The organism is Aquipuribacter hungaricus, assembly GCF_037860755.1.
Classification (GTDB): domain Bacteria; phylum Actinomycetota; class Actinomycetes; order Actinomycetales; family JBBAYJ01; genus Aquipuribacter; species Aquipuribacter hungaricus.
This window is the reverse complement of sequence record NZ_JBBEOI010000019.1, coordinates 10,646-32,197: the sequence shown is the minus strand read 5'-3', so window position 1 is coordinate 32,197 and position 21,552 is coordinate 10,646. Positions and strand designations below refer to the sequence as shown.

Below are 21,552 nucleotides of genomic sequence, written 5' to 3'. Positions count from 1 at the left end.
CGGCGAGGTCATCGGCGAAGACGGTCTTACCGGCTCCGTCGACCCCGTCGACGCCCACCCGCAAGCAGTCCTCGTCCCTCACGGGCACGCGAGACGCCAGAGCCTCGAGAACGCGCCGTCGAGCGGCTGGGAGGGCTCGCGGAGACACCGGCTCAGCGTCCCAGTTGTGCTGGGGTGCCTCGGTACGTATTGACGTCAGCGACCGATCGTCAGGAGCATCCGCTGTTGTTCGCGTCGTCGGGGGGACGAGGTTGGCTCAGCAGTTGACGGCCTCGTCGCTAACGCCGAGGTCTTGCACGGTGATCGTGAAGACGGCCGGGGGGCCGTGCGACACGGGAACGTCGACGTCCTCGACCCAGTGCACGGGTGGGGCAAGATCCAACCGGATGAGCCGCTGCCCGAGGGTCACCTCGACCGCGTCGGTGCCGATCTCCAGCGCAGGTCCGGCCTCTGCGGGTACCGCGGCCGAGACCTCCTCGGCCGTCATCCCCAGCCGGAAAGGGAACTCACCGTAGGTGCCGTCGCCGGCGTCCCCCCACAGCGACGTGGACACCACGACGCCGTCCACTGCCACCACCCGGACGCTCCCGGTGCCCGTGGACAGGAAGAACGCTTCGCAGCCACCGAGACCGCCTCCCTGCGGCTGTGCGCCCGGCAAGTCCTCCAGGACGGTCGCGTCCGACCCGATGGGTGCGGCGGTGAGGCCGTCCAGGCCGAGCACCTGGTCCGTTCCCACACCCTCCAGCGCCGACGGGGAGAACGAGGCCAGCGCCTCTTCTGAGCACGCTCGGGCGCGTGGGTGGCGCACCTCGATGGTGGTGATGCGTCCGCGGGCTTCTTCGGGGACCGCTTCGACGTCGAAGACGACGTCAGAGAAGACGACCTCGACACCATCGGCCGACGCCACAACCACCGTCACCTCGGGGCCCTGCGCCCCGGCAGGTCGCTCGGTCCTGGTCCGCGCCCCGGGGAGCTCGCTCGCAGCCTCGACAGGGGAACCCAACGTCGGCCCCAGCCAGGTGCTCAACCCTGCGGGCGTCACAAGATTCGTGTTGCGGCGTGAGACCAGCACCGCAGAGACCACGTCGTCGACGAGCCAGGCTCCGGTATCCCACGTCCGACCCTGTACGGAACCCGACCCATAGGAGGGCATGCACCCGCCCGGCAGGTCATCAGCCGCGACGGGATCGCCCCCGCTGCCCAGGATCGGCCATGCGAACCCGGTCCCGGGTGAGCCCAGACGCATCCCCTCGATCCCGTCCGCCGCGAGCCGCACTGCACCCGGCTCCGCCCTGTCGTCCACAGACGGCTCCGCCGTCAGCGTCGATGGCGCCTCGGCCCGCAGGTCCTCCTCATCGGCCGCGCTGTCGCCTCGCACGCCCAGCACGCCGACGACCAGCAGCGCCCCCAACGCCACCGGCGCCCAGACTCGAGCCTTCATGCTTCCCCCGGCCAGCTGCTCGACGGTCCGGGAACCGGCCCCAGACATCGTCCCGACCGAACCTACGCGGGCATGTCGCGGCCGCCGACACCCACCCGGCTGTGCCGCCTGACGTCGTTCCATCCCGTTCATCGATCCTCTACTGACGCTGCAACCTCGGTCGGACGTAGTTGTGCGTCCGAGGCAACCTTTCACCGGGTCCAGGCCGTCTTAGTGCCGACCAGGTGGAGGATGCATGGACGAAGCGGCCGGTTTCCGGCAGTACGTGCTGCGGCGGCAGCGCGAGCTGCTGCGTGTCGCATGGCTGCTGTGCGGGGACTGGGGCGCGGCGGAGGACCTGGTGCAGACCGCCCTGGCCAAGGCGTGGCTGCGCTGGGACCGCCTGGACCACGACATCGACGAGGACCGGGTCGCCCACGCCTACGTCCGCCGGATCCTGGTCAGCACGTCCCACGACTGGCGGTCCCGGCGCTGGCGCGGTGAACGCCCCACGGCCCTCCTGCCCGAGCCGGGGCGCGACCAGCTGCGCCAGTCCCAGGACGAGCGTTCGCTGGAGGTGCGGTGGGTGCTGGTGGCCGCGGTGCAGGCGCTGCCGCCGCGCCAGCGCGCGGTGATCGTCCTGCGCTACTTCGACGACGCCACCGAGGCCGACACCGCGGCCGCGCTCGGATGCTCCGTCGGCACCGTGAAGAGCCAGACCTCGAAGGCGCTGACGGCACTGCGCCGCCACCCCGGCCTGCCCGAGCTGCAGATGCAAGGGAGCACGACATGAACCACCACCCAGCCGAAGACCTCCGCGACGTGCTGCGCACCACGGTCCCCGAACCGCCCCCCACCTCGACCCCGACCGCGTGATGCACGCAGCCCAGGCCGGGCGCCGACGTCGCCGTGCCGTCGCCTCTGCCGCGGCCACAGCCATGGTCATCGCCGTCGCGACCGGCATCGCCACGGGTCTCCCCGGCACCGAAGATGCCTCCGGGGTAGCAGGGCCTGCCTCGACGGCACCGAGCCTCGCCCCCTCCCCGACGACGGCTGAGTCACCGACGACCGCCCCGACCGCGGCCCGTCAGCCGGCGACGATCCCGCAGGACGGCTGGTACCTGACGGTGTCCGTCGACCGGCCGACCCGGGAGCAGGAACGCGAAGCCGCGCACGCCGCTCTCCGCACAGCCCTGTCGGGCGGCTACCCCGACGCCCAGGTCGTGCCCAACCCCGGCAGCTACTGCCCCGAGCCGTGCACGTTGGCACTGGCTGATCCGGCCGGCCTGCCCATCCTGGTCCTCGAGGCGGTCGAGGGGCCCGACGTCACCGACCCTGCCACCACGGACGAGGCTGTCGTCGCTTTCCAGCGCGACGTCGCCGAGCCTGCGGAGGCAGCGGCGGAGGCGATCGGCCTGGCCGTGGACAGCGTCGTCCTGAGGTGGCTGCCGTTCTCCGACAGCTACAGCGAGCCCGACCCGGCCGGGTACCCGCCCGGCGACCCGGCCACCGATGTCGGGGACGCGATCGGGCGTGCCGGGGCCGTCGAGATCGTGCGTCGTGCAGGTGCCGGCTCGGTCGATCCCGCCGTAGCGGCGGAAGCACCAGTCCACGCGGTCCTCACCACCATGGGCGAGTTCGACACCGCAGCCGGCGGCTCGGGCCAGGTGCCACCCGGACGGCTCGTCTGGGTCGCGACCCTGATGGCCGAGACCCTGATGCCCGACAACCACCGGAGCACGACACCGACCTACGGGGAATCGCGGACCTCGGTCATCGACGCGAGCACCGGCTTCATCATCACCGGGATCGTCGGCCCACCGTACGTCTCACCTGACGACGAGCTCATCTGGCAGTGAACGAGGGGTTCACGCAGACCAACCGCCGAGCGGCGCGTATGACCATGCCTCGGCCAGCAAGTGACTCGCCCGGTCCCGCATGCGTATGGGCAACTGATGCATCAGGGCCGGTTGCGCGCAAAGGCCTCCCTGGGGGTGCCCCCACTGAGACCATGGCAATGTGACGGGTGCGCGGATGGTTAACCCGTCACGGAGGATGCGACGGCGGGATGTCGCCTTCTGGGGTGTCTGCCTGCTGTGGCTGGGCATCGCCGCGTTCGGCAGCCACATTGAGGCAGCCACTGGCGTGCCCCTTGGCAGCGGGTCGTGGCTCGCCCTGGCCGTGTTCGCTGTCTACACCGGGGTGACCTACTTCGTGCTACCGCATCTGGAGTCGGAAGAGGCGGCGGAACGCGCGCTGGACAGACATGCTCTGCCAGCACAGGAAGCTGAGACTGTGGAGAAGGCGCTGGCGCGGGTGGCGGCACGACGAGCCCAGCCGCCACCAGGTGGCGCGCCAACGAGCTGAGGACCTTGCAGCCAGCCACTTGACGATCCCTCAGCGGAACGACCGAGCGCGGCCCCCAGCGCCCCGTCCCGATCACTTGGCTCGAGGGAACGCAGCGCCGCACCGTCCGCCGACCCGGAAGGCAGTCAGTAGGTGGCAACGTAGGGTCTCGCCCATGGTCAGCCGACTCACCCTGGTGCCCGGTGAGTCGGCCGCGCATGGGTTGCGGTACTGGGACCTGGCCGTTGACGACCGGTTGCTCCGGGAACTGCTTATGGAGGGCCCGGCCGAGACCAGCAGGGCCGACCTCGCGCCCGTCCTGGTGCACAACTGGCCCAACGGGATGTCGAACGACGTGCTGGTGCTGCTCGGTGAGCGTCCGGCGGAGCTGACTACCGGACGGGTTCCGGTCTTCGTCTGTTCCGTCTGCGGCGACCTGGACTGCGGCGCAACAACCGTCGCGGTGGAGCGGACGGCCGACACGGTGGCATGGCGCAACTTCGGCTGGGAGACCACCTTCACCCTCGAGGATGACGACGGGGAGTACGTGCCCATCGCCGGCGGCCCCTTCGTGTTCGCAAGGGACCAGTACGAGCGTGAGCTGCGACGCTTCGTCGACACCTTCGACAAGGTGCGTGCGGCAGGATCACCCACCGAGGAGGCCACGCCCCCTGACGACCGGCGAGGGCGCCGTCGATGGTGGCCAAGGCGCTGACTGGCTGGGGTATGTGAGCGCCGCCGCGACGAGGCATTTTGAACGCCAGCGCCGCTTGGGGATCGTCTACCGGCCAGTCAATCGCCCGGACACGTCGCTGGCTACCGCTGTGCCGGCGGTCGGAGTGCCTGCGGCCGGCACGGGTCCCTCCACCGCAGACTCGACTGCGTGGACTTCGCTGTGTACGCGACCTGGGAGTTCGAGGGATTGGTGCCAGTCGGCCAGCAGGAGGCCCTAGGCGACGTTGTCGGCCGGTTGTCGGGGCAGACCTGCATCTACGTCGACCAGGTCAACGAGGCCGTGCTGCACGCAACATTCGACGTGCAGGCTGATGACTACGACGCTGCCTTGAGCGCTGCACTGAACGCTCTGCGCTCCACCGCAGCAGAAGAGGGGCTGCTGGGGCACCTGCGCGAAGTCGTTGCCATGACAGAGGAGGGGCAGCTGCGATGGGCTCCGCCTCATGACGGACCTTCGGCCGCCCACGCATAGGCGACCGATGGCCCTCTGGCGAACCGAGCCGACGGCCTAGCCACATGACGATCGGCTAGCGACGACGAAGTCTGCCGTCAGGACGGCCCCAGCGGACTGATCACCTCGTCTCACAGGGGACCGCCTGCTCGCTGTCTCAGCGCATAGGACATGCGATGTCGGCAGTAACGGTGCCCCCGACTGTGACGGTGATCGGTGCTTCGGCGCTGCAGTCGCTGCTTCCGTCGTTGTAGTGGGGGCTGCGCCCGGTGAGCTCATACCGCCCCGGGGGCAGCTTGGCGGTGTAGTGCCCTTCGGGGTCGGTGGGCAGCGTGCCCGAACCTCCTCCGTCGGTCGAGCGCCACGAGATGTCGCCCGACAGGGGCACGGGGGTGCTCCCGGCGGGCCCTCCGACCAGCAGCAGACGGCCGGTGAGGGCACCGGGCGTCAGCTGCGAGAAAGAGAGCCAGTGGACGCTGGCAGTGAGCCCAGCGTCGCTGGCGGTCTTCTTCGCGGGGTCGGCCACGGTCCGGTAGAAGTCGTCGATCACCTCGGAGGACTCGGTGGTCGTGAAGTCGGGGCCCTCGAAGCCCGCGAGGACGACCGCTGTGTTCTCCCCTGGGGCGGGTCCTGTGCCGATGCAGGGCTTCCCCATGCACAGCGAAGGCGATCCGGTGGCTGGGAAGATGCGGGCTGCGTCGTACCCGGCCGCGCGTGCGGCCGTCAGGAGTGCTTCCGCCTCATGGCGCTGCTCGTCAGTGGTGCCGCCCGAGGCGTACAGGGTCAGGTACCAGCCGTCGGGCGGGAAGGCCATCGACCCCTGCTCGACGACCGACGGAACGGGATCCGGGCTCGCAACGGCCGACACATCCCCCGACCGGGTCGCCCCGCCACAGCCGGCCAGCAGCAGGGCCAGGCCAGCTGCGCCGATGCGGGCAGACGCCACAAGGTCCCTCGTTCGCAGGCCTTTGTCGACCTTCGATGAGGTGCCCATGCCCCTGAGACGCGGGCGCGGACGGTTGGGTTCCGGCCGCTGCGAGCTGGACCTCGTCCTGTCCGTCGCCAGGCTCGCCCTGCACGTCGCGATAGTCGCGGCGTGACCGTCGCTCGCTTTGAAGCGTCTCCGTAGGGGATCCCCTGCGGGACGGCCCGAGACCGCCCTGTCGACCGGGAGGTGCCGGTCGCCCTCTAGCCAGTAGCCGGTCGCCTATCGGCACGGGTTGCCACCTCGACGGGGCGGCAGCAGCCACGACTAGCTACTCGATGATCGACTCGCCCTGCGGTGTGCTCACGCTTGCGGCAAGGTGCTTCTCACGCGGCCACCCACAGACGTGGGTTCGCGAGGGCTACTTGGGTCGGACCGCCGGGGGGAACACGACATGAGGACTCGAACAGCGACGATCACGGCGGTAGCGCTGTTCGCGCTCAGCTTGCTGTGCCTGCTGCTGGCTTTAGAGGTGCTCAGTGGCAGCGGGAGGATCGCGGTAGGGGTCGCTGGGGCATGCGCGCTTGGAGCCAGCATTGCGATCTTCGGGATGCGGCGGCGCAGCCAAGACTGAAGGCAGCGTGACGGTGGCTCCGGTAAGCGATCCCTAGCTGACGATCCTCGGTGGGACGCCGAGGCCAGGTTGGGGGACGTGGTCTTTGGCCGCTAGGCGAAACGGGCTGACGGTCAGTGCGTGACGATGACCCGTGATCCGGCGCATTCGGCGGGAATGACCGTTCCAGCCGCTACCTGTCGCCCCTCTGTGTCGGTGGTGGGCGAGGTGTGGCCGCCTCCGAGGGAGATGCTGTCGCCGATCGTGAACTTCCCACGGCCGGGGATCTCGATCTGCAGCGGGTCGGGGTGGAGCACAGTCGTCCCGACGGGGAAGACGGTGAGCTGCTCGTCGATGCCGAGGCATCCGCCCGTCGCCGTCAGCCGTCCGCTGATGAGGGCCTCCATGCCGTCCACCTCTTCGGCGACGACGACCCTGGTGGGGGCGGGGGCCGAGTCGTCGGCCGCGGAGGCGCCGCCACAGGCCGGCAGTACGAGCACAGCCACCGGACACAAGGTGAGGAGGGGCCCTAGCCGTTGCATGCTCGTCTGACTCATGCGGGGACCGTCCCGTTCCCCCACAAGGCCGGGCCTTGTCCTTGCGGTGGGGCACGAGTTGGCCCGTCGCCGGTAGCCGGTCACTTAGCGGGACAGGCGGCGAGGGCGATGGCCGGCGTCGCACGTCCGGCGGCCGGCAACTGGCTGGGTAAGCGTGCTCACCCGTCGGTGGCGTCGGCAGGGGTGCTGACGGTGCCGACTGTCACGGCCAGATGCGCCCGGAGCGCAACTCGGGTCCGCCACACGGTCACCATCCCGGCCACCGCGCACAGCGTCACGCTGATGAGGTGGTCTCCGCTGAACGCGTCGGTCAATGCAACGCCGAAACCGACCGCAACGGTCACCACTGCGCCCGATAGCCACGGCCAGCCTCGCCAACGCACCGCCGTTCGGTGGACGGCCAAGACTGCGCCGAGCACAGCCAACAGGAGTGGCGGCGAGCACTCCGGCGGGCACCCCAACGAGGGCGCCGTACAGCCCGAACACATAGAACCCGAGTACGACCTCGGTGAACGTCCCGGCAGCACCGTCAAGAGCCCAGATCACCGCGTACACAACCAACCCGGTCAATAGTCCGGTCACGAGCCCGGCCAACGCGCCCTCAGCCAACCCCCTCAGCACAAACCTCGTCACGGAGGTCAGCCGGGGATAAGTGAGCTCGGCGGACGGAACGGCCACGGTCGAGCCGACGTCCGCCGCCGGACCTCGCGCCGTCATGGCCACCATGCTGCCCCGACGGGCCGCTCGCCCGCCGCCCTCTCGGGAGGACCCATCGAACGGCCCTGCGGCTAGCCCCCTGTGCAGCCGGGGATGCACCACTTGGGGATCCCCGGCTGAGACGGGCACTGGCGTTCCGGCAGCCGGTCCCACTGAGGGACGGCTCGGGTTAATTTGAGCGCCTGGAAGTTGCGTCCAGCCCCCGGGGCACCCTGCGGTCATGGTGCAGCGAGGCGCGTCGCTTCCGGAGCAGGCAGGCCCTGGCATGGTCCCGTTGGACCGGTTCGTCGCCGCCCGGCTCGACGAGGACCCCGTCACGAGTGCTCGGGAGCGTGCGGAAGCGGAGGTGAAGCGCCACCTGCTCGCCGCCCACGCCCGGACCCGGCCCTTCACCGTGCACCGGGCGGGGTACGAGTTTGCGCTCAGGGTCGTCGCCGGCATCTGGGCTGACCACCCCGACTACGACCCGACATGGCGCCCCTGACCTGCCGCTCGAGAGTCAGCCGCCCGGCGTGCGCTCGACGTAGAGGCCGCGTGAGAGCCGGCTCAGGACCGGTGTTCGTAGCAGCTGCTGGACGGCTCCCCCGTGGCTCACGCCTGAGGCGACTAGCTGGTCCAGCAGCACTGCGGCAGGGACGGGCTCACCTGCGGTGCCGCGGACGACGTCGAGGACCACGGCGTCCACCGGGTGCAGGGGGCGCGCCCAGCGCCACCCCTGCCTGGTCTTGGTGAGCTGGGGCTCCTGGGTGCTGACGTGCTGCAACCAGGCCTCGAGCACCCGCGCCGGCGCAACGTCCACGGACGGCGCCCGGATCGACCCCGGCTGCTGCTGCAGCGCCGCGACAAGCAGCGCACGCAGCGCCGTAGGGCTGTTTCGGTGGACGCTGAGGAGGCGCTGTACGAGCCGGACCGCGGTCCCCGGCTCGCGAGAGTCGACGTCCCATGACCGCCAGAGCCAGGCCGTGCCCTCACGCGAGACGGTGCGCCTCACACCTCTCCCCGTCCCGGGGCTACGAGGGGCGGGCAGCAGGCCCTCGAGCAGGCGGCCGCCGAGCAGGACGTCCGCGACAGCAGCCGAAAGCACGGGTACGGCGATATCCCGCTCCAGCCGGCGCACCACGTGCCGACGCTGTTCCTCCAGCACGACGCGGCTACCGACGGGCACCAGGACCGGACCGTGGCGGCCTACGACGAAGGGCGGCGACGACACCCCGTACAAGGAGAGCGCTCGAGCCAGGACTCCCGGGTGGAGCTCCTGCTCGAGGACGCCGCGGCGGACCAGGACCCGCGCAGGCTCGTGGGCGTAGCGGATGCCGCCGCCGGAGAGGGCCTGACCGGTGGCCTCCACGGCCGGTGGGGTCGGCACGGTCGTGGCGAAGCGGCGCACCTCGAGGAGCAGGTCGTTCACCCGGCCCCGGGTGATCCCCCACCGGGCGGCGGTGTCCGCCATGGGGCCCGGTGCTTGGGTACCCCAGCCGAGCAGGTGGTGCAGCGCGACCTGCTGTGCGCGGGGTCGCAGCGGGAGGGCGTGGGCGACCGTCAGGGCGACGGACGTCTCCAGGTTGCCCCTGGGCGGTGTCCGCGGCGGGAGCCGCGTGACCCTGCCGCCGGAGACGGCGATCAGCACGGGCACCCCATCGCAGCAGCGTACGAAGCGCGTGCTCCTAGGACGGGGAACTACTGCGGACGCTCCCACCGTCGCCGCAGCTCGCCGGTCGCGGCAGTCGTGCGGCGTCGCACCGGCGTGGCTAGGGGTCCGGCCGGGTGGGGACCCCTCTCCGCCCGGCCGGACCGTCTCGTGCACCCCGTGACAGGAACCGGGACGCTCCAGCCTCTCCGGCGGCGGTCACCCGCGCGCGCGGGCGAGGCCGGCGACGCACAATCCGTGGGAGCGGTCCCCCCTCACTCAGCGAGGGGGGACCGCCCAGGCGACCAGCCGACTGCTTGACCTACGCCCACCGGCGTCCTACCCCTCCCCCGCGCTCGGATGCGCGCGTCGCCTCCAGGACCCTTCGGCCCCGACGCCCGGCAGGCGCGACCTCCGCTCCCCCAGGCAGTCGCCCGGCGGTCAGGCGTCCAAGGGCCGGCCGGGGGTTAGCGGTTCCTGTCCCCCGGCGAAGCGTCGACCGTCGTTGTAGCGGCCCTCGAGACGGGTCGCCTCGGCCTCGAGCAGACCGGCGACGAAGTCGCTGAACGACCGGTGACCCTCCTGCACGGAGGTGGCGCGATAGGCGGACCTGATCCGGGCACGGAGATCCGTGGGGACCATGACGTTGACCTGAGCTTTCGCTGCACCGTTCCTGGCGGCCCCGACCTGCGGAGTCGGCGCTGACGACTCGACTACTGCGGGCACGGGTGCGGCCGCAGGCGCAGCGACTGCTGGCGGAACCTGGCCAGGCGAGGCCGACGTCGTCACGTCTGCGGGCAGGTCTGCAGCCGCGCCGGGAGGGACGGAGGTCGGTGCCGGGGGCGTGGGGGCCGCAGGTCGGGGTGCGGGCGGAGTAACCCGGTTCCTGGCGATGAGCCGGCGGGCGTCGGGGTGCACTCCCCCGCCGGCGCGGGCGGCGCCGAAGCCGCGGACGGTGCGGTCAGGTGCCTGCTGCTCGCTCATGCGCCGACAGCTCCCGCCTGCTCGACCTGGTCCAGCTGCTCGAGGTGCTCTGCCTGGGCAGCCTCGGCGGCGGTGATCCGGGCGACGATCTCCTCGGCGAGGGCGTGGTAGTCCTCGGCGACCCCGCCCGCGGTGCGGGGTGCTCCCCCGGCGCCGGTGGCCTCGCCGCGGCGGATCTGCCACCAGGACGGGCCCTTGCGGGCTTCTTCCTCGAGCTCGTGCACGAGCTGGCCTCGTTCCCGCGCGGCGTGGGCGGTGGCCTCGGAGTGCCGGATGGTCGTGGTGAGGACGACGTCCTCGGCGCCGAGCGCCTCCACGATCCGCTCGCGCGCCTCCTGCTTGATGCGGTGGGCGCCGGTGCCGGTGCCGAACAGGACGACACCGAGCAGGTCCAGGTCGGGGTTGAGGTCGACGACGGCGTCCAGGCGCCGAGCCACGTCCAGCATCCCCTTGCGGGAGCTGGCGTCGGAGCGTGCGGGGACCAGCGCCCAGCGGGCCGCGGCCGCCGCGGCGTTCTGCAGCGCCTCGATCCCGGGCGGGCAGTCGATGAGGACGAGGTCGTAGTCCTCCCCCAGCGGCTCCAGCACCCGGGCCAGCGCGAGCCGGGCCCCGACCTGGTCCTTGGCCGCGGCCAGCGCGGCCGCCGCAGCATCGAGGTGGTACCCGCCGACGAACACGTCCAGGCGCGGGCGGACGTCACGCCGCGGCGTCGCGGGCTGCCCGAACGCCAGCGCAGCGGCGAGGGACTGCCCCTGGTCGTCCGCCTCGCCCTGGGTGTACCCGAAGTCCTCGGCGAGGTTGCCCTGCGGGTCCATGTCGACGACGAGCACCCGGAAGCCGGAGTTGGCGACGAGGCCGGCGACGTTGGCGGTGATCGACGTCTTGCCGGCACCACCCTTGCCGTTGATGACGGCGACCACCCGGCGCAGCGTGGTGCGATCCATGTCAGCCTCGAATTCCTAGGGTTCCTACATATCCAAGGATTCCTAGCATTCGTAGGAGGCGGCGCCGCGGAGGCGCGCCGAGCGTGACCGGCATCTAGCACTCCTAGGTTTTCTACCATCCCTAGGATCACTAGGACTGGAAACACTAGGGTTCCTAGCAGATAGGTTTCCTAGTGTTGCTAGGGCTCATCGGAGTGAGGGCCGGGGGTGTGGGGGCGGAGCCCCTGCGTTCTTCGGTTGTCCCGGCGCCCTCCGGGGCGCCGGTGTCTGCCCTGGAGGGGGCGCGGCGTGGTGGTGACGCTCGGGGGGGTGCTGGGGGTCTCACCGTCGTTCGGGCGAGGCGCAGCCTGACCGCGGGCAGGGGTGGCCGGAGGAGGCGGGCCCCGATGATGCTTCCGGCGCGTTCTTGGCCGGAAGGATCACCTCGGGTGCCTCCGCAGAGCGCAGCGATGCCGCCCCTGGCCGTGGTGACCTCCGGTCGACCGGGCGACGGCGAGACCCGGCCCCGTCGGCCGCAGCGGGGGGCGTCCGCAGTACTGGTCGTGGTGACGATGGTGTGCGCGTGTCAGGCGGCCGCTCGGCGCGGCGTGCCGTGGTCGATGGCGGGGGAATGCTCGGCGGCGAGGCTGGCGGCGACGGCGGCTCGGCTCGCGCGGTAGTCGGCGCGTCCGTCGGGTCGGCGCGGGTGGGCGCCGAGGGGGCTGCTGGGGCCGGTGCGGACGAGCTGGGGGAGGAGGTCCAGCTGCCCGGCGCCGGCGCGGCGGCTGGGATGGGTGCGCCGGGGCGCGGTCATCCAGGCGTGCTCGGCCTGCCACCACGCCCAGGCGATCCGTTCGACGCGGTACCGGTGTGCCCGGTCCGAGAGCCGGCCGAGCACGCCGACGGCCTGGGCGAGGACATCCCGGACGTCGTGGCGGCCGCGACGCCATCTGCCGCCTCTGTGCTCGACGAGCCCAACTGCCTCGAGTTTCTGCAGATCGGCTCGGAGCTGGTGGGGCGCGGAGGCAGTGGCTCGAGCGAGGTCGATGACGGTGGTGGGGTCGTGGCTTGTCCTGGCGTAGACGTTCCCCAGGTGGTGGCCGAGCCCGGACCCGCTGGTGAACAAATCGTGCGCAGCATCTTGGGTGCGACGCAGGAGAGCGGAGAGCAGGACCAGACGTTCGGCGGCCCCTGCCCCTGCGGGGCGCGGGTCCGCTTGTGACCGATCACTGGTGGTGTCTCTGTGGATGGCTGCCGCGGTGGGCGGGGTGACGCTCCAGTGGGCGCCGTGGGGGCCGGCGGCGGGGAGGGTGAGGGCGATCCAGCCGTCGCGGGTCAGGCGCTGCAGGGCGACGCGGGCGGTCTCGCGGCCGACGCCGGCGAGGAGGGCGACGCGGCGGGTGTCGGCCTCGAGGTCGGCGCTGAGGGCGTGCAGGGCGAGGGTGCACAGCACGTCGAGGACGCGGCGGTCGCCGGGGCCGGCGCCACGGGTCCACCGGCCGGGTGTGGCGTCGGCGCGGGCCTGGACGGCGCGGACGTGGGCGGTGAGTTGGTCGGCGCGGGTGTCGAAGGTGGGGTCGGTGCCGGTGCGGCGGGCGGTGGTGGCCACGTGCTGCACGGCCTTGCGCCACTGCCGTCGCAGGACGGCGGTGGGGGAGGAGGGTCCGTCCGCGGGGCGGGGACGTCGGTGGCCGCGGTCGCGGGCGCTGCGCAGGTGCTCCAGGCCGGGTGCGGTGGGCAGCAGGGCGGCGATGTCGTGGTGACGCCAGCGGGCGGCGGCGGCCCCGACTAGGACGGTCCACAGCACCGCCGAGGCGTCGGCGGTGACGGCGCCCTCGGGGCCGGCGGCCGCGGCCTGGTCGTGCAGGGCGGTCTCGCTGACCGGCGGCAGGGCGCGGCGGGCGCCCGGCAGGTACAGGTGGCCGTGCTGGTCCACGGGCAGCGGTGTAGTCGGTGCGGTGGCGGTCGTGGGCTCGGTGACGTTGTCGTCGACGAGCTGGGAGAGCCGGGTGATGAGGCTGCGGACCTGCTCGGGGGTGGTGGTGGGCCGGGTGAGCGTCGCGAGGTCGCCCTGCAGGACGGTGGAGGTGCCGCCGTCGCGGTGGGGGGCGCCGGGGGGTCGGACGCACCCGGTGGCGGGGTTGGTGAGGGGGGCGAGGTCGAGGCTGGGGCACAGGTGCCGGGCGAGGCGGGCGAGGGTGGCGGCGGTGGCGGCGTCGACGGACCCGTCGAGGGCGAGCCAGAGGTGGCGCCCGTCGGAGGGTCCGGAGCGGCACACCACGTGGGCGATGCCCTCGGTGTCGAGGAGGGTGCTGAGGACGTCGGCGTCGTGGTGGGCGGGGGAGGGGTCGGTCTTGGCGTCGAGGTCGAGCGCGAGCAGGCGGAACCGTTGGTCACGGCCGGCGAGGTAGACCGCCCAGGGCAGCTCGGGTGCAGGGCCGTCCACCGGGGCGTGGCCGGTGTAGGCGTTGAGGGTGGTCCCGGTGGCGTCGACGGTTGAGACACGCACCAGCGGCCGCGGGCTCAGCGCGTGGGTGAGCGTCCAGGCGTCGACCGGACACGCCGGGTCGGGTTCGCCAGTAGTTCTTGCAACAGGATCGTCATCGGCTACCCTCATGGCAGCACAAAGCCCCTTCTCGAGAGGGGTCTCCTCGGCGGAGACAACTTCGGACCAGCTGCAACTGGTCCCGAACACTTAGACGCAAGGCCCCCGCGCCAACGGGGGCCTTCGTCGTGTCTAGGGCACTGCCCTAAGCGGTTCTGCTGAGCGGCAGCTCCTCCTGGTCGGCAGGGGCCGCATCGGTCCACCAGACCGGGCGGCCGTCGGCGTCCAGCTCCTCGTGGGCCAGCAGGTGCTCCATGTACGACGCCATGGAGATGCCGAGGGCGCCGGCAGCGCGGTGCGCCTTTTCGCGCAGCTTCGGATCGACTCGGGCCTGCAACAGCACGGTGGGGGCGTTAGCGGCCCGCGTGTGGCGTCCCTTGATCGCTGGCATGGCGGCAAGCCTGGCCGACCTCTGCATGCATGCGGCGGACCAGGAGCCGGGCGGCGTGTCGCGAGTCACTTGCGTCGGTTCCTGGCGGCTCTTTGCGTCGCATGACCCGGCCACCACCGGGTGAGCGTCTTGGAAGTCTGCGGACCGTCTGACGTGCGTGGTGAGCCCCCGAGTTGTCGCAGCCTGCCGGGGCATGCGGTTCGGCTGTTCGCGCTGTCGGGGCGGGGGACAAGGCTTAGGTTCCGGTCATGACGACCGTCGGCTTTCTCATCGTGACGATGGTCGTCGTCCTCGCGGTGTCGCTCCTCGTCGGCTTCGCGCTGCGCGGCCGGGTACAGCGCAACCTGTACGCGGGAACCGGCCTGCCGGAGTGGAACCAGACCGCGAAGACCTTGTCGTGGTCTGACAGGTGGCACCTTGCGCGGGCGAACAACCGGGGCCGGGCTGCGCGGCCTGAGCTGGCGTCGTCGGGGGCGCAGCGCGCACGTGCGGCGCTATCGGCCCTTGAGCGGTACTCCGCCTCCGGGTCCCTGCGGTGGATCCTGCGACTGGGGATCCTCTTCGCAGTGGCGCAGCTGGCGCTCAACGTATGGCTCCTCATGGACGAGGAGACGTCGTCGTGGTGGAACTGGTCTGGTTTGGTCTTGTGGCCCCTCGCCATCGTGCTCTTCCTCGTGGACCCGTGGTACCGACGACGTCAGAGCATCAGGCTGCGTCGGTCGATCGAAGCCAACGAGGCGCTGGCTGGACAACAGGTCCGCTGACGGGGCTCCCGCCCGATGTCTACGTCGAGCGGGTGGTTCGACGTCGAGCACGGGGCTGCTGGTTCTCCTCGAGGCGGCGCGCGGCGTCGATGACGGCGACAACGAGGTCGACGCTGTCGGGGGACAGGCCGGCTGCGTGCAGGGCTACGGCGCGGACGGCGGGGTCGCGGGTCGCGTCGAGCAGGGTGAGCTCGTCGGCGACGCGGGTGGTGACGGTGTTGTCGAAGAAGTAGGCGACGTCGACGCCGAAGTAGCTGGCCAGGGCCTGCAGGTGCTTCATCGTCGGGTTGTCCTTGGTGCCCGAGCGCAGCTGCCAGACGTAGGAGGGGGAGATGGTCGGCCCGCCCCGGTTGGCGATGGCGTCGGCCACCTCGCGGTAACTGGCCTCTCGCCCCTCGGGGGTGGGCACGGTCGCGAAGAGGTGGTCGAGCTTCTCGGCGAGTGAGCGTGGAGCGTCACTGTCAGTCATACGTCACTGCCTCGTCAGGGGCGTGCGCCCCTGTCGCGCTGCACGTCACGGTCACGGCGGCAGTGGACCACCTCTGGCGCTGGTCACCAAGCGTGACGCGCGTGCCGGGTGGTCCAGCGTCCGCGGCGGTGGTGTCAGAGGGGCACACCGAGTGCCGCCATGAAGGGTCTCGGGTCGGTGAACTCCCCGCCCTGTTGGACCTCGAAGTGCAGGTGGCAGCCGGTGCTCTGGCCGTTGCTGCCGATGCGCCCGATGGCGGTGCCGCCGCTGACGGTGGCGCCGACGCTGGTGAGGATGTCCTCGGGGTACATGTGGGCGTAGCGGGTGAGCACGCCGCTGCCGTGGTCGATGACGACGAGGGTGCCGTAGCTCGGGGTGGGGCCGGTGCGGACGACGACTCCGGGTCCGGCGGCGTAGATCGGGGTGCCGCAGTCGTTGGCGATGTCGATGCCGTTGTGGTGCTTGCGGACGCCGGTGATGGGGTGGATGCGGTAGCCGTAGGTGCTGCTGAGCCGGCCCGCGGCGGGCCGGATCCAGCCCTCGGTGGTGATGTCTCCGGGGGGTGCCGGCGCGCAGTCGGTAGTGGTGGGGACCGTCGGGACGGTGGTGCCGGCGAGGGCGGCGACGACCTCGAGGGCGGCGGGCCAGTACTTCTCGTAGTGGTAGGGGTCGGCGTTGCGCTGGGTGCGGTGCGCGGCGAGGGTGGGGGAGAGGGTCTCCCAGCCGTCGACGGCGAGCAGGGCGCGGTAGAAGTTGGTGGCGGAGATGGTGGGGTCCATGCGGTCGGCGTAGGAGCCCCAGGCGCCGTTGTCGCGTTGCTGGAACAGCCCGCGGCTGTCGGGTCCGACGGCGTCGCCGCGGTCCAGGACGCGCAGCCCGGACTCGCCCATGGCGGTCATGACGGCGATGAGCTGGGCGCGGGCGGGGGCGCCGAGCGCGCCGCCGGCGTTGACGATGGCGGCGGCGTTGGCCAGCTGTTCGCCGCTGTAGCCGGCGACGGCGCCGACGGGTAGGCCGTCGGGGCTGAGGACGACCGGTGCCGCGCACGCCGCGGCGGGGGGTGGCGGTACGAGCGCGACGGCGCTGACGCAGCTCCCGAGCAGCAGGGTGGTGCCGAGCAGGGCACCGGCAAGGGTCTTCACCGTGCAGTCCTCACGGCGCGGTCCTCATGGTGCGGCCGCCCCGTCGCTCACGGGCGGAAGGAACCGTTCGACGAGCCAGGGCTGGCCGGCGGCGGTGCGGGCGAGGAGCACGCCGTAGGGGCCGACGTCGGTGGGAACGTCGACCTGGACGAGGAACGTGCTCGGGGTGTCCGTAGGGACCACCGGGGGACCGGTCAGCGCGCCGGCCGGGACGTTGCGGGGGTCGGCCTCGGCGTAGGCGGTCTGGCCGGTGGGGGTGAGCAGCGGCGCTAGGCCGCGCCACCAGCTGTCCGGGTCGAGGTCGGCGGCGTACGCGGTGACCGCGGTCGCCGCCGCGGCCGCGGCGTCCGCGCGGGCCTGCTCGTCCCACACCGGGACCGCGTCCGGGGTGGCGTCGACCATGTCGTCCAGCGGCTCCTGGTCGACCAGCGGTTGTGTGAGCGTCCCGGGTGACCCCTCGTCCGGCGGCGCCTGGTCGTCGTGAAAGGTGACGTAGGGGGCGGGCTCCCTCGCTGGCTCACCCGTCGTCGCCACGAGGCCAGGGGAGCAGGCGGTCAGACAGGCGGCGCCCGTCGCCGCGAGCACCCACGTGAGCCGGCTCCGGCGGTGCAGAGCTTGGCCGGCATGGCCAGCTGGGAGCGGCTGCAGCCGGTCGACCCCTGGCCTACGAGCACCGGAGGTCCAGTCGTGGCCTCGCATCACCGGCACCAGCCCCCTGCTGTCGTCGACGGCGGAACACGTCTCGTCAGGGTATGGACTGTGGTGCACGGGCGGGCCTACTGTCCAGCATCAGCACTCCGGGGTGCACGCTGCTGAGCGGCGGGCCAGTGCTGTCATACACAGGAAGGGACCCTGTTGTGAAGAATCCGCTGACTGCCGCTTCTCTCCCGTTCGCCCCGGTGCCGACGCCGGGGGCTCCTCCGGGTGCCGAGGGCTTCCTGACGATCCTCAACTGGGTGTCCTGGGTGGCCTTGGCCATCTGCGTGGCAGGGGTCGTCTTCTGCGGGATCGCGATGGTCATCTCCAGCCGGCGCGGCGAGGGCGGTGAGCACGTCGGGAAGCTCGGCACGGTGCTGGCCGGCTGTGTCGTCGTGGGTGCGGCCTCCGGCTTCGTCACTGCCCTCGTCTGACGGCAGCAGACCTGAGGCGCCACAACGAAGGGGGCATGGGGGATGAGCTCGAGCTTCGAGGACGAGGCCGACGGGCCGCAGAGCCTGTGGGCGCGGCGGGGGTTCGTGCTGGCGGCGCTCTTCGTCGGCCTGCTGGTCGTCGCGGCCGTCGTGCTGTTCACGCTCCCGGGGAGCGACGCGGACCCGGTCGAGGTGGGACAGGGCCGGCAGACGACCGGAGGGGCCGCGCCGTCTCCCACCCCTACGGCAACCGAGCCGGAGTCGTCGTCCTGCGACCTGCCCGCCGGGGATCAGACCGTCCCGGTTGTGGCGCCCACCGAGACGCAGTGGGAGCTCGTGGGGGAGATGGTGGCCCCGACGGCACCGGAGTTGCACGGTCCCGCCGTCAGCTCGCCTGTTCGGTCCTGCTTCGCGCGCACCCCGGTGGGCGCGTTGTACGCAGCGGTCAATGTCGCCGCCACCACGACGCTGCCGAACGCTGAGCGGATCCTGACGGAAGACCTGGGTGCTGAGGGCGCGGGGCGCGACGTGGCGCTTGAGAACCTCCCGACCGAGGGGAGTTCCGCAGGACCGAGTTCCGAAGCGCAGGTGCAGGTCGCTGGCTTCTCGTTCCTCTCCTACACCGAGGACGAGACGGTCATCGACCTCGCGATGCTGGCCGCAACGCGCGAGCAAGTAGTCACCGTGCACACGCCGGTCACCCTGCGTTGGGAACAGGGCGACTGGCGCTTGGTCTTCGGACCCGAAGGAGCACCGTTCCCCCGCCTGCAGGCCGCCCCCTCCCTCGCTGGATACGTCCCGTGGAGCGGCACATGACCACTACGGCGCCCAACCCCCAGTGCGGGCTTTTCGACATCGACTGCCAAGCCGAGGAGGTGGCGGCAGGCATCATCACCGACACCTTGGGTCGCCTAGCCAAGGCCGTCGGCGATGCGGTCGGGTCGGTGATCACGTCGTTGTCGACGTTGTGGGTGGACATCGGGACGCCGAACCTGACGACGTCGGGGAACAGCCCGTCGGACGCGGTGGGCTTCATCCAGGGGTCGCTGTGGTGGTACATGGCGGCGGCCGCGGTGCTGTCGGTCATGGTCGGCGGCGCTCGGATGGCGTGGGAGCGACGGGCCGAGCCGGGCCGTGACGTCCTCCGGTCGTTGATGACGCTGTCGGTGGTGTCTGGTGCCGGCCTGGCGACCATCGCCCTGGCGGTCCGCTCGGCGGACGCCTTCGCCGAGTGGATCATCGACCGGTCGACGGTCGGGACGAACTTCGGGGAGAACCTGGGCGGGTTGCTGCTGGCTCCGCTGGTGACACCCACTGTGGCCGGGGACGGGATGCCGGCGCTGCTGGTGATCTTCCTGGGGGTCGGGGGGATCGTCACGTCCTGCGTGCAGATCATTCTGATGATCGTCAGGTCGGGGATGCTGGTGATCCTGGCGGGGATCTTCCCGTTGTCGGCGTCGTTCACGACGACCGAGACGGGTCGGACGTGGTTCCGCCGCTGCTGCGCGTGGCTGCTGGCGTTCATCCTCTACAAGCCGGCCGCGGCGATCGTCTACGCGACGGCGTTCCGCCTGTCGGGGGCGAACCTGTTCGGGGGAAGCGACGGCGGCGGCATGCTCGACGTGCTGGTGGGCGTGACGATGATGGTGCTGGCGATCCTGGCGCTGCCGGCGCTGATGCGGTTCGTCACGCCCGCGGTGTCGGCGATGTCGTCCGGGGGTGCCGGCGGCGGCGCAGGTCTGGCCATGGGCGCCTTGGCGGCGATGCCGTCTGGTGCGGTCTTCGCCCGCTCTGGGGCTACTGGCTCGAGCGGGGCGGCCGGCATGCGCGGTGCTCCGGGCGCGACCGGTGCCGGCTCGGCAGCTGCGTCGTCGGCACCGTCGGGGTCTGCACCGTCGGGAGGGGCGCGGGGGGTGCCGCCGCAGGGCGGTGGTGCCAGTGCCCCGACCGCCTCGGGTGCGACCGGCAGCGCGGGCACGGCGAGCAGCGCTGGCGGTGCAGGTGCTGGCGGTGCTGTGGCGAGGGGTGCGTCGGGGGCGGGCGCGGTGGTCGCGGTCGGCCAGGTGGCGCTGCAGGCGGGTGCTGCCGCGCAGGCGGCGGCGTCGCGCAGCACGTCGAGCTCTACGGGGGAGGGTCCTGATGGCAGTCGTTGAGCACACCGGGCAGTCGGGTGCTGGTGGTCACGGGGGGCACGGGGGGCAGGCGCGTCCGCGTACCTACGGCAACTGGCGGCGTCCGGCGTCGCCGGGGCTGCTGGGGATGGGTGCGCTCGGGACGGTGATCTTGTTCGTGGGGCTGGTGAGCCTGATCGTGGGGTGGTTCACGGGCGGGTTCCGTGCGGTGGTGCCGCTGGTCCTGGTCTTCGGGGCGGTGCTGGCGCTGCTGGCGTTCCGGGACCGTCACGGCGCGACGGGGGCGGAGCGGTTGGGCCGGTGGCTGCTGTGGGCGGACGGGCGGCGGCGGGGTATGCACCTGTACCGCTCGGGCGCGCTGTCGGGGGTGCCGTGGGGGACGCACCAGCTGCCGGGGCTGCTCGCGGCGTCGCAGCTGAGCGAGTGGACGGACTCCTGGGGGCGGCCCTTCGCGGTGCTGCGGGTGCCGTCGACGGGCCACTGCTCGGTGATGTTCTCCACCGAGCCGGACGGGGCGTCTCTGGTCGACGCGGAGCAGGTCCACCTGTGGGTGGCGCAGTGGGGTGCGTGGCTGTCGTCCCTGTCGTCGGAGGCGGGCCTGGTCGGGGCGTCGGTGACGGTGGAGACCGCACCGGACTCCGGCAGCCGACTGCGGCAGGAGGTGGAGAAGCAGGCGCACCCTGACGCGCCGGCGGTGGCGCTGGCGATGTTGTCGGAGGTCGTGGCCCGCTACCCGGAGGGGTCGGCGACCATCCGGGCGTGGGTGACGCTGACGTTCTCCGCCGCACCCCGCCCGGGGGCCCGTCGCCGCTCCGCCGCGGACGTCGCGCGTGACCTGGCGTCGCGGCTGCCGGTGCTGTCGCAGGGGCTGCTCGCCACGGGTGCGGGTGGGGCGCGGCCGGTCGCGGCGCAGGAGCTGTGCGAGTTCGTCCGGGTCGCCTACGACCCGGCGATGGCGCTGACCCTGGACGAGGCTCGCCACGACCGGTCGGTGCCGGAGCTGCGGTGGGGTGACGTGGGCCCGGTGGCCACGGAGGCAACGTGGTCGACGTACCGGCACGACAGCGCGGTGTCGGTGACCTGGTCGATGACCGCACCCCCGCGCGGGGAGGTGTACAGCTCGGTCCTGCACGGCCTGCTCAACCCCCACCCGGACGTGGACCGCAAGCGGGTCACGCTGGTGTTCCGGCCGCTGGACCCGGCGCGGGCGGCGCGGATCGTAGAGATCGACAAGCGGGCCGCGGACTTCCGCGCCACCGTCGGCGACCGCCCCTCGGCGCGGGCGATCGCGGAGCAGCGGGCCGCGGCTGCCACCGCGGCGGAGGAGGCCCTCGGTGCGGGCCTGGTCGACTTCTCCGTCCTGGTCACCGCGACCGTCGCGGACGAGCAGCGCCTGCCGGACGCCATCGCCGCGGTGGACATGCTGTCGGCGTCCGCGCGGCTGCAGCTGCGGCCCATGTACGGATCCCAGGACGTCGGCTTCGCCGCGTCCCTGCCGCTGGGGCTCATGCTCCCGGCGCACTCCGCACTGCCTGCCTCGGTGCGGAGCGCCCTGTGAGCCCGCTCCGCGCCGCGTGCACGGCTCGCCCTGCCCCTCAGGGACCTGTCCAGCCGGCGGCCG

23 protein-coding genes are annotated in these 21,552 nt (G+C 72.1%); 11 read left to right on the top strand and 12 right to left on the bottom strand.

Annotation, left to right across the window (positions count from 1 at the left end; genetic code table 11):
- Positions 1 to 256: 256 nt before the first annotated feature.
- Positions 257 to 1,441 (bottom strand): hypothetical protein, encoded by a 1,185-nt coding sequence (locus WCS02_RS04870; RefSeq protein ID WP_340290530.1) that lies wholly within the window; start codon positions 1,439 to 1,441, stop codon positions 257 to 259.
- Positions 1,442 to 1,676: 235 nt separating this feature from the next.
- Here WCS02_RS04870 and WCS02_RS04865 point away from each other — a divergent pair, with 235 nt between their 5' ends.
- The 5 genes from WCS02_RS04865 (at position 1,677) to WCS02_RS04845 (ending at position 4,973) form a co-directional block, all read left to right on the top strand.
- Complete coding sequence (locus WCS02_RS04865; protein ID WP_340290527.1) at positions 1,677 to 2,213, top strand: SigE family RNA polymerase sigma factor; 537 nt, start codon at positions 1,677 to 1,679, stop codon at positions 2,211 to 2,213.
- A gap of 79 nt (positions 2,214 to 2,292) precedes the next feature.
- Positions 2,293 to 3,279 carry a hypothetical protein gene (locus WCS02_RS04860; protein WP_340290524.1) on the top strand — a complete coding sequence of 329 codons (987 nt, stop codon included), beginning with the start codon at positions 2,293 to 2,295 and terminating at the stop codon, positions 3,277 to 3,279.
- Positions 3,280 to 3,439: 160 nt separating this feature from the next.
- On the top strand, positions 3,440 to 3,787 hold the full coding sequence (locus WCS02_RS04855) for a hypothetical protein (RefSeq protein ID WP_340290521.1): 348 nt from the start codon (positions 3,440 to 3,442) through the stop codon (positions 3,785 to 3,787).
- A gap of 154 nt (positions 3,788 to 3,941) precedes the next feature.
- Positions 3,942 to 4,481, top strand: a complete 540-nt coding sequence (locus WCS02_RS04850; protein WP_340290518.1) for a hypothetical protein — start codon at positions 3,942 to 3,944, stop codon at positions 4,479 to 4,481.
- 168 nt (positions 4,482 to 4,649) lie between these two features.
- The gene (locus WCS02_RS04845; RefSeq protein ID WP_340290515.1) at positions 4,650 to 4,973 is read left to right on the top strand and encodes a hypothetical protein; all 324 of its coding nucleotides are present in this window, start codon (positions 4,650 to 4,652) and stop codon (positions 4,971 to 4,973) included.
- 136 nt (positions 4,974 to 5,109) lie between these two features.
- On the opposite strand, the gene WCS02_RS04840 is transcribed toward WCS02_RS04845, so the two are convergent.
- The 3 genes from WCS02_RS04840 to WCS02_RS04830 form a co-directional block, all read right to left on the bottom strand.
- On the bottom strand, positions 5,110 to 5,766 hold the full coding sequence (locus tag WCS02_RS04840) for a carboxypeptidase-like regulatory domain-containing protein (protein ID WP_340290512.1): 657 nt from the start codon (positions 5,764 to 5,766) through the stop codon (positions 5,110 to 5,112).
- An 858-nt stretch (positions 5,767 to 6,624) separates the two neighbouring features.
- Entirely contained in the window at positions 6,625 to 7,047 is a 423-nt protein-coding gene (locus WCS02_RS04835) for a hypothetical protein (protein WP_340290509.1), read from the bottom strand.
- A gap of 158 nt (positions 7,048 to 7,205) precedes the next feature.
- Positions 7,206 to 7,391 carry a hypothetical protein gene (locus WCS02_RS04830; protein WP_340290506.1) on the bottom strand — a complete coding sequence of 62 codons (186 nt, stop codon included), beginning with the start codon at positions 7,389 to 7,391 and terminating at the stop codon, positions 7,206 to 7,208.
- Between the two features lie 593 nt (positions 7,392 to 7,984).
- On the opposite strand from WCS02_RS04830, the gene WCS02_RS04825 reads away from it, so the two are divergent.
- Positions 7,985 to 8,248 (top strand): DUF6221 family protein, encoded by a 264-nt coding sequence (locus WCS02_RS04825; RefSeq protein ID WP_340290503.1) that lies wholly within the window; start codon positions 7,985 to 7,987, stop codon positions 8,246 to 8,248.
- A 15-nt stretch (positions 8,249 to 8,263) separates the two neighbouring features.
- On the opposite strand, the gene WCS02_RS04820 is transcribed toward WCS02_RS04825, so the two are convergent.
- The 5 genes from WCS02_RS04820 to WCS02_RS04800 all read right to left on the bottom strand — a co-directional run bounded on the left by WCS02_RS04820 (position 8,264) and on the right by WCS02_RS04800 (position 14,294).
- Entirely contained in the window at positions 8,264 to 9,391 is a 1,128-nt protein-coding gene (locus WCS02_RS04820) for a hypothetical protein (RefSeq protein WP_340290500.1), read from the bottom strand.
- Positions 9,392 to 9,832: 441 nt separating this feature from the next.
- Positions 9,833 to 10,033, bottom strand: coding sequence for a ParB family protein (locus WCS02_RS04815; RefSeq protein ID WP_340290497.1), 201 nt, complete (start codon positions 10,031 to 10,033; stop codon positions 9,833 to 9,835).
- A 338-nt stretch (positions 10,034 to 10,371) separates the two neighbouring features.
- Positions 10,372 to 11,319, bottom strand: a complete 948-nt coding sequence (locus WCS02_RS04810) for a ParA family protein (protein ID WP_340290494.1) — start codon at positions 11,317 to 11,319, stop codon at positions 10,372 to 10,374.
- Positions 11,320 to 11,884: 565 nt separating this feature from the next.
- Positions 11,885 to 13,915: a hypothetical protein gene (locus tag WCS02_RS04805; RefSeq protein WP_340290491.1), complete on the bottom strand. Its 2,031-nt coding sequence runs from the start codon at positions 13,913 to 13,915 to the stop codon at positions 11,885 to 11,887.
- 133 nt (positions 13,916 to 14,048) lie between these two features.
- Complete coding sequence (locus WCS02_RS04800; protein WP_340290488.1) at positions 14,049 to 14,294, bottom strand: hypothetical protein; 246 nt, start codon at positions 14,292 to 14,294, stop codon at positions 14,049 to 14,051.
- A gap of 248 nt (positions 14,295 to 14,542) precedes the next feature.
- On the opposite strand from WCS02_RS04800, the gene WCS02_RS04795 reads away from it, so the two are divergent.
- The gene (locus WCS02_RS04795) at positions 14,543 to 15,058 is read left to right on the top strand and encodes a hypothetical protein (RefSeq protein WP_340290486.1); all 516 of its coding nucleotides are present in this window, start codon (positions 14,543 to 14,545) and stop codon (positions 15,056 to 15,058) included.
- A gap of 19 nt (positions 15,059 to 15,077) precedes the next feature.
- Here the strand turns inward: WCS02_RS04795 and WCS02_RS04790 are convergent, their stop codons facing one another.
- From WCS02_RS04790 to WCS02_RS04780, 3 genes are all read right to left on the bottom strand, one after another.
- Positions 15,078 to 15,527: a helix-turn-helix domain-containing protein gene (locus WCS02_RS04790; protein ID WP_340290484.1), complete on the bottom strand. Its 450-nt coding sequence runs from the start codon at positions 15,525 to 15,527 to the stop codon at positions 15,078 to 15,080.
- Between the two features lie 134 nt (positions 15,528 to 15,661).
- On the bottom strand, positions 15,662 to 16,669 hold the full coding sequence (locus tag WCS02_RS04785; protein WP_340290481.1) for a M23 family metallopeptidase: 1,008 nt from the start codon (positions 16,667 to 16,669) through the stop codon (positions 15,662 to 15,664).
- Positions 16,670 to 16,693: 24 nt separating this feature from the next.
- The gene (locus WCS02_RS04780) at positions 16,694 to 17,203 is read right to left on the bottom strand and encodes a hypothetical protein (protein ID WP_340290478.1); all 510 of its coding nucleotides are present in this window, start codon (positions 17,201 to 17,203) and stop codon (positions 16,694 to 16,696) included.
- A 365-nt stretch (positions 17,204 to 17,568) separates the two neighbouring features.
- Between WCS02_RS04780 and WCS02_RS04775 the strand changes: the two genes are divergently transcribed.
- Genes WCS02_RS04775 through WCS02_RS04760 form a run of 4 tightly spaced genes read left to right on the top strand, consistent with a single transcriptional unit; the run spans position 17,569 to position 21,489 of the window.
- Positions 17,569 to 17,799 carry a hypothetical protein gene (locus WCS02_RS04775; protein ID WP_340290475.1) on the top strand — a complete coding sequence of 77 codons (231 nt, stop codon included), beginning with the start codon at positions 17,569 to 17,571 and terminating at the stop codon, positions 17,797 to 17,799.
- Positions 17,800 to 17,841: 42 nt separating this feature from the next.
- Positions 17,842 to 18,615 (top strand): DUF8175 domain-containg protein, encoded by a 774-nt coding sequence (locus WCS02_RS04770; RefSeq protein ID WP_340290473.1) that lies wholly within the window; start codon positions 17,842 to 17,844, stop codon positions 18,613 to 18,615.
- Positions 18,612 to 19,952, top strand: a complete 1,341-nt coding sequence (locus WCS02_RS04765) for a TrbL/VirB6 family protein (RefSeq protein WP_340290471.1) — start codon at positions 18,612 to 18,614, stop codon at positions 19,950 to 19,952. Before WCS02_RS04770 ends, WCS02_RS04765 begins: the two co-directional genes overlap by 4 nt.
- Positions 19,939 to 21,489 carry an SCO6880 family protein gene (locus WCS02_RS04760; RefSeq protein ID WP_340290469.1) on the top strand — a complete coding sequence of 517 codons (1,551 nt, stop codon included), beginning with the start codon at positions 19,939 to 19,941 and terminating at the stop codon, positions 21,487 to 21,489. The genes WCS02_RS04765 and WCS02_RS04760 overlap by 14 nt, the downstream gene beginning before the upstream one ends.
- Positions 21,490 to 21,552 lie beyond the last annotated feature (63 nt).

Coding starts and splice junctions, on each gene's coding strand:
- WCS02_RS04765 (WP_340290471.1), top strand. CDS start 18,612: ATGACCACTACGGCGCCCAACCCCCAGTGCGGGCTTTTCGACATCGAC.
- WCS02_RS04795 (WP_340290486.1), top strand. CDS start 14,543: ATGACGACCGTCGGCTTTCTCATCGTGACGATGGTCGTCGTCCTCGCG.
- WCS02_RS04840 (WP_340290512.1), bottom strand. CDS start 5,766: ATGGCCTTCCCGCCCGACGGCTGGTACCTGACCCTGTACGCCTCGGGC.
- WCS02_RS04790 (WP_340290484.1), bottom strand. CDS start 15,527: ATGACTGACAGTGACGCTCCACGCTCACTCGCCGAGAAGCTCGACCAC.
- WCS02_RS04835 (WP_340290509.1), bottom strand. CDS start 7,047: ATGAGTCAGACGAGCATGCAACGGCTAGGGCCCCTCCTCACCTTGTGT.
- WCS02_RS04810 (WP_340290494.1), bottom strand. CDS start 11,319: ATGGATCGCACCACGCTGCGCCGGGTGGTCGCCGTCATCAACGGCAAG.
- WCS02_RS04805 (WP_340290491.1), bottom strand. CDS start 13,915: ATGAGGGTAGCCGATGACGATCCTGTTGCAAGAACTACTGGCGAACCC.
- WCS02_RS04825 (WP_340290503.1), top strand. CDS start 7,985: ATGGTGCAGCGAGGCGCGTCGCTTCCGGAGCAGGCAGGCCCTGGCATG.
- WCS02_RS04800 (WP_340290488.1), bottom strand. CDS start 14,294: ATGCCAGCGATCAAGGGACGCCACACGCGGGCCGCTAACGCCCCCACC.
- WCS02_RS04865 (WP_340290527.1), top strand. CDS start 1,677: ATGGACGAAGCGGCCGGTTTCCGGCAGTACGTGCTGCGGCGGCAGCGC.
- WCS02_RS04815 (WP_340290497.1), bottom strand. CDS start 10,033: ATGGTCCCCACGGATCTCCGTGCCCGGATCAGGTCCGCCTATCGCGCC.
- WCS02_RS04850 (WP_340290518.1), top strand. CDS start 3,942: ATGGTCAGCCGACTCACCCTGGTGCCCGGTGAGTCGGCCGCGCATGGG.
- WCS02_RS04770 (WP_340290473.1), top strand. CDS start 17,842: ATGAGCTCGAGCTTCGAGGACGAGGCCGACGGGCCGCAGAGCCTGTGG.
- WCS02_RS04870 (WP_340290530.1), bottom strand. CDS start 1,441: ATGAAGGCTCGAGTCTGGGCGCCGGTGGCGTTGGGGGCGCTGCTGGTC.
- WCS02_RS04760 (WP_340290469.1), top strand. CDS start 19,939: ATGGCAGTCGTTGAGCACACCGGGCAGTCGGGTGCTGGTGGTCACGGG.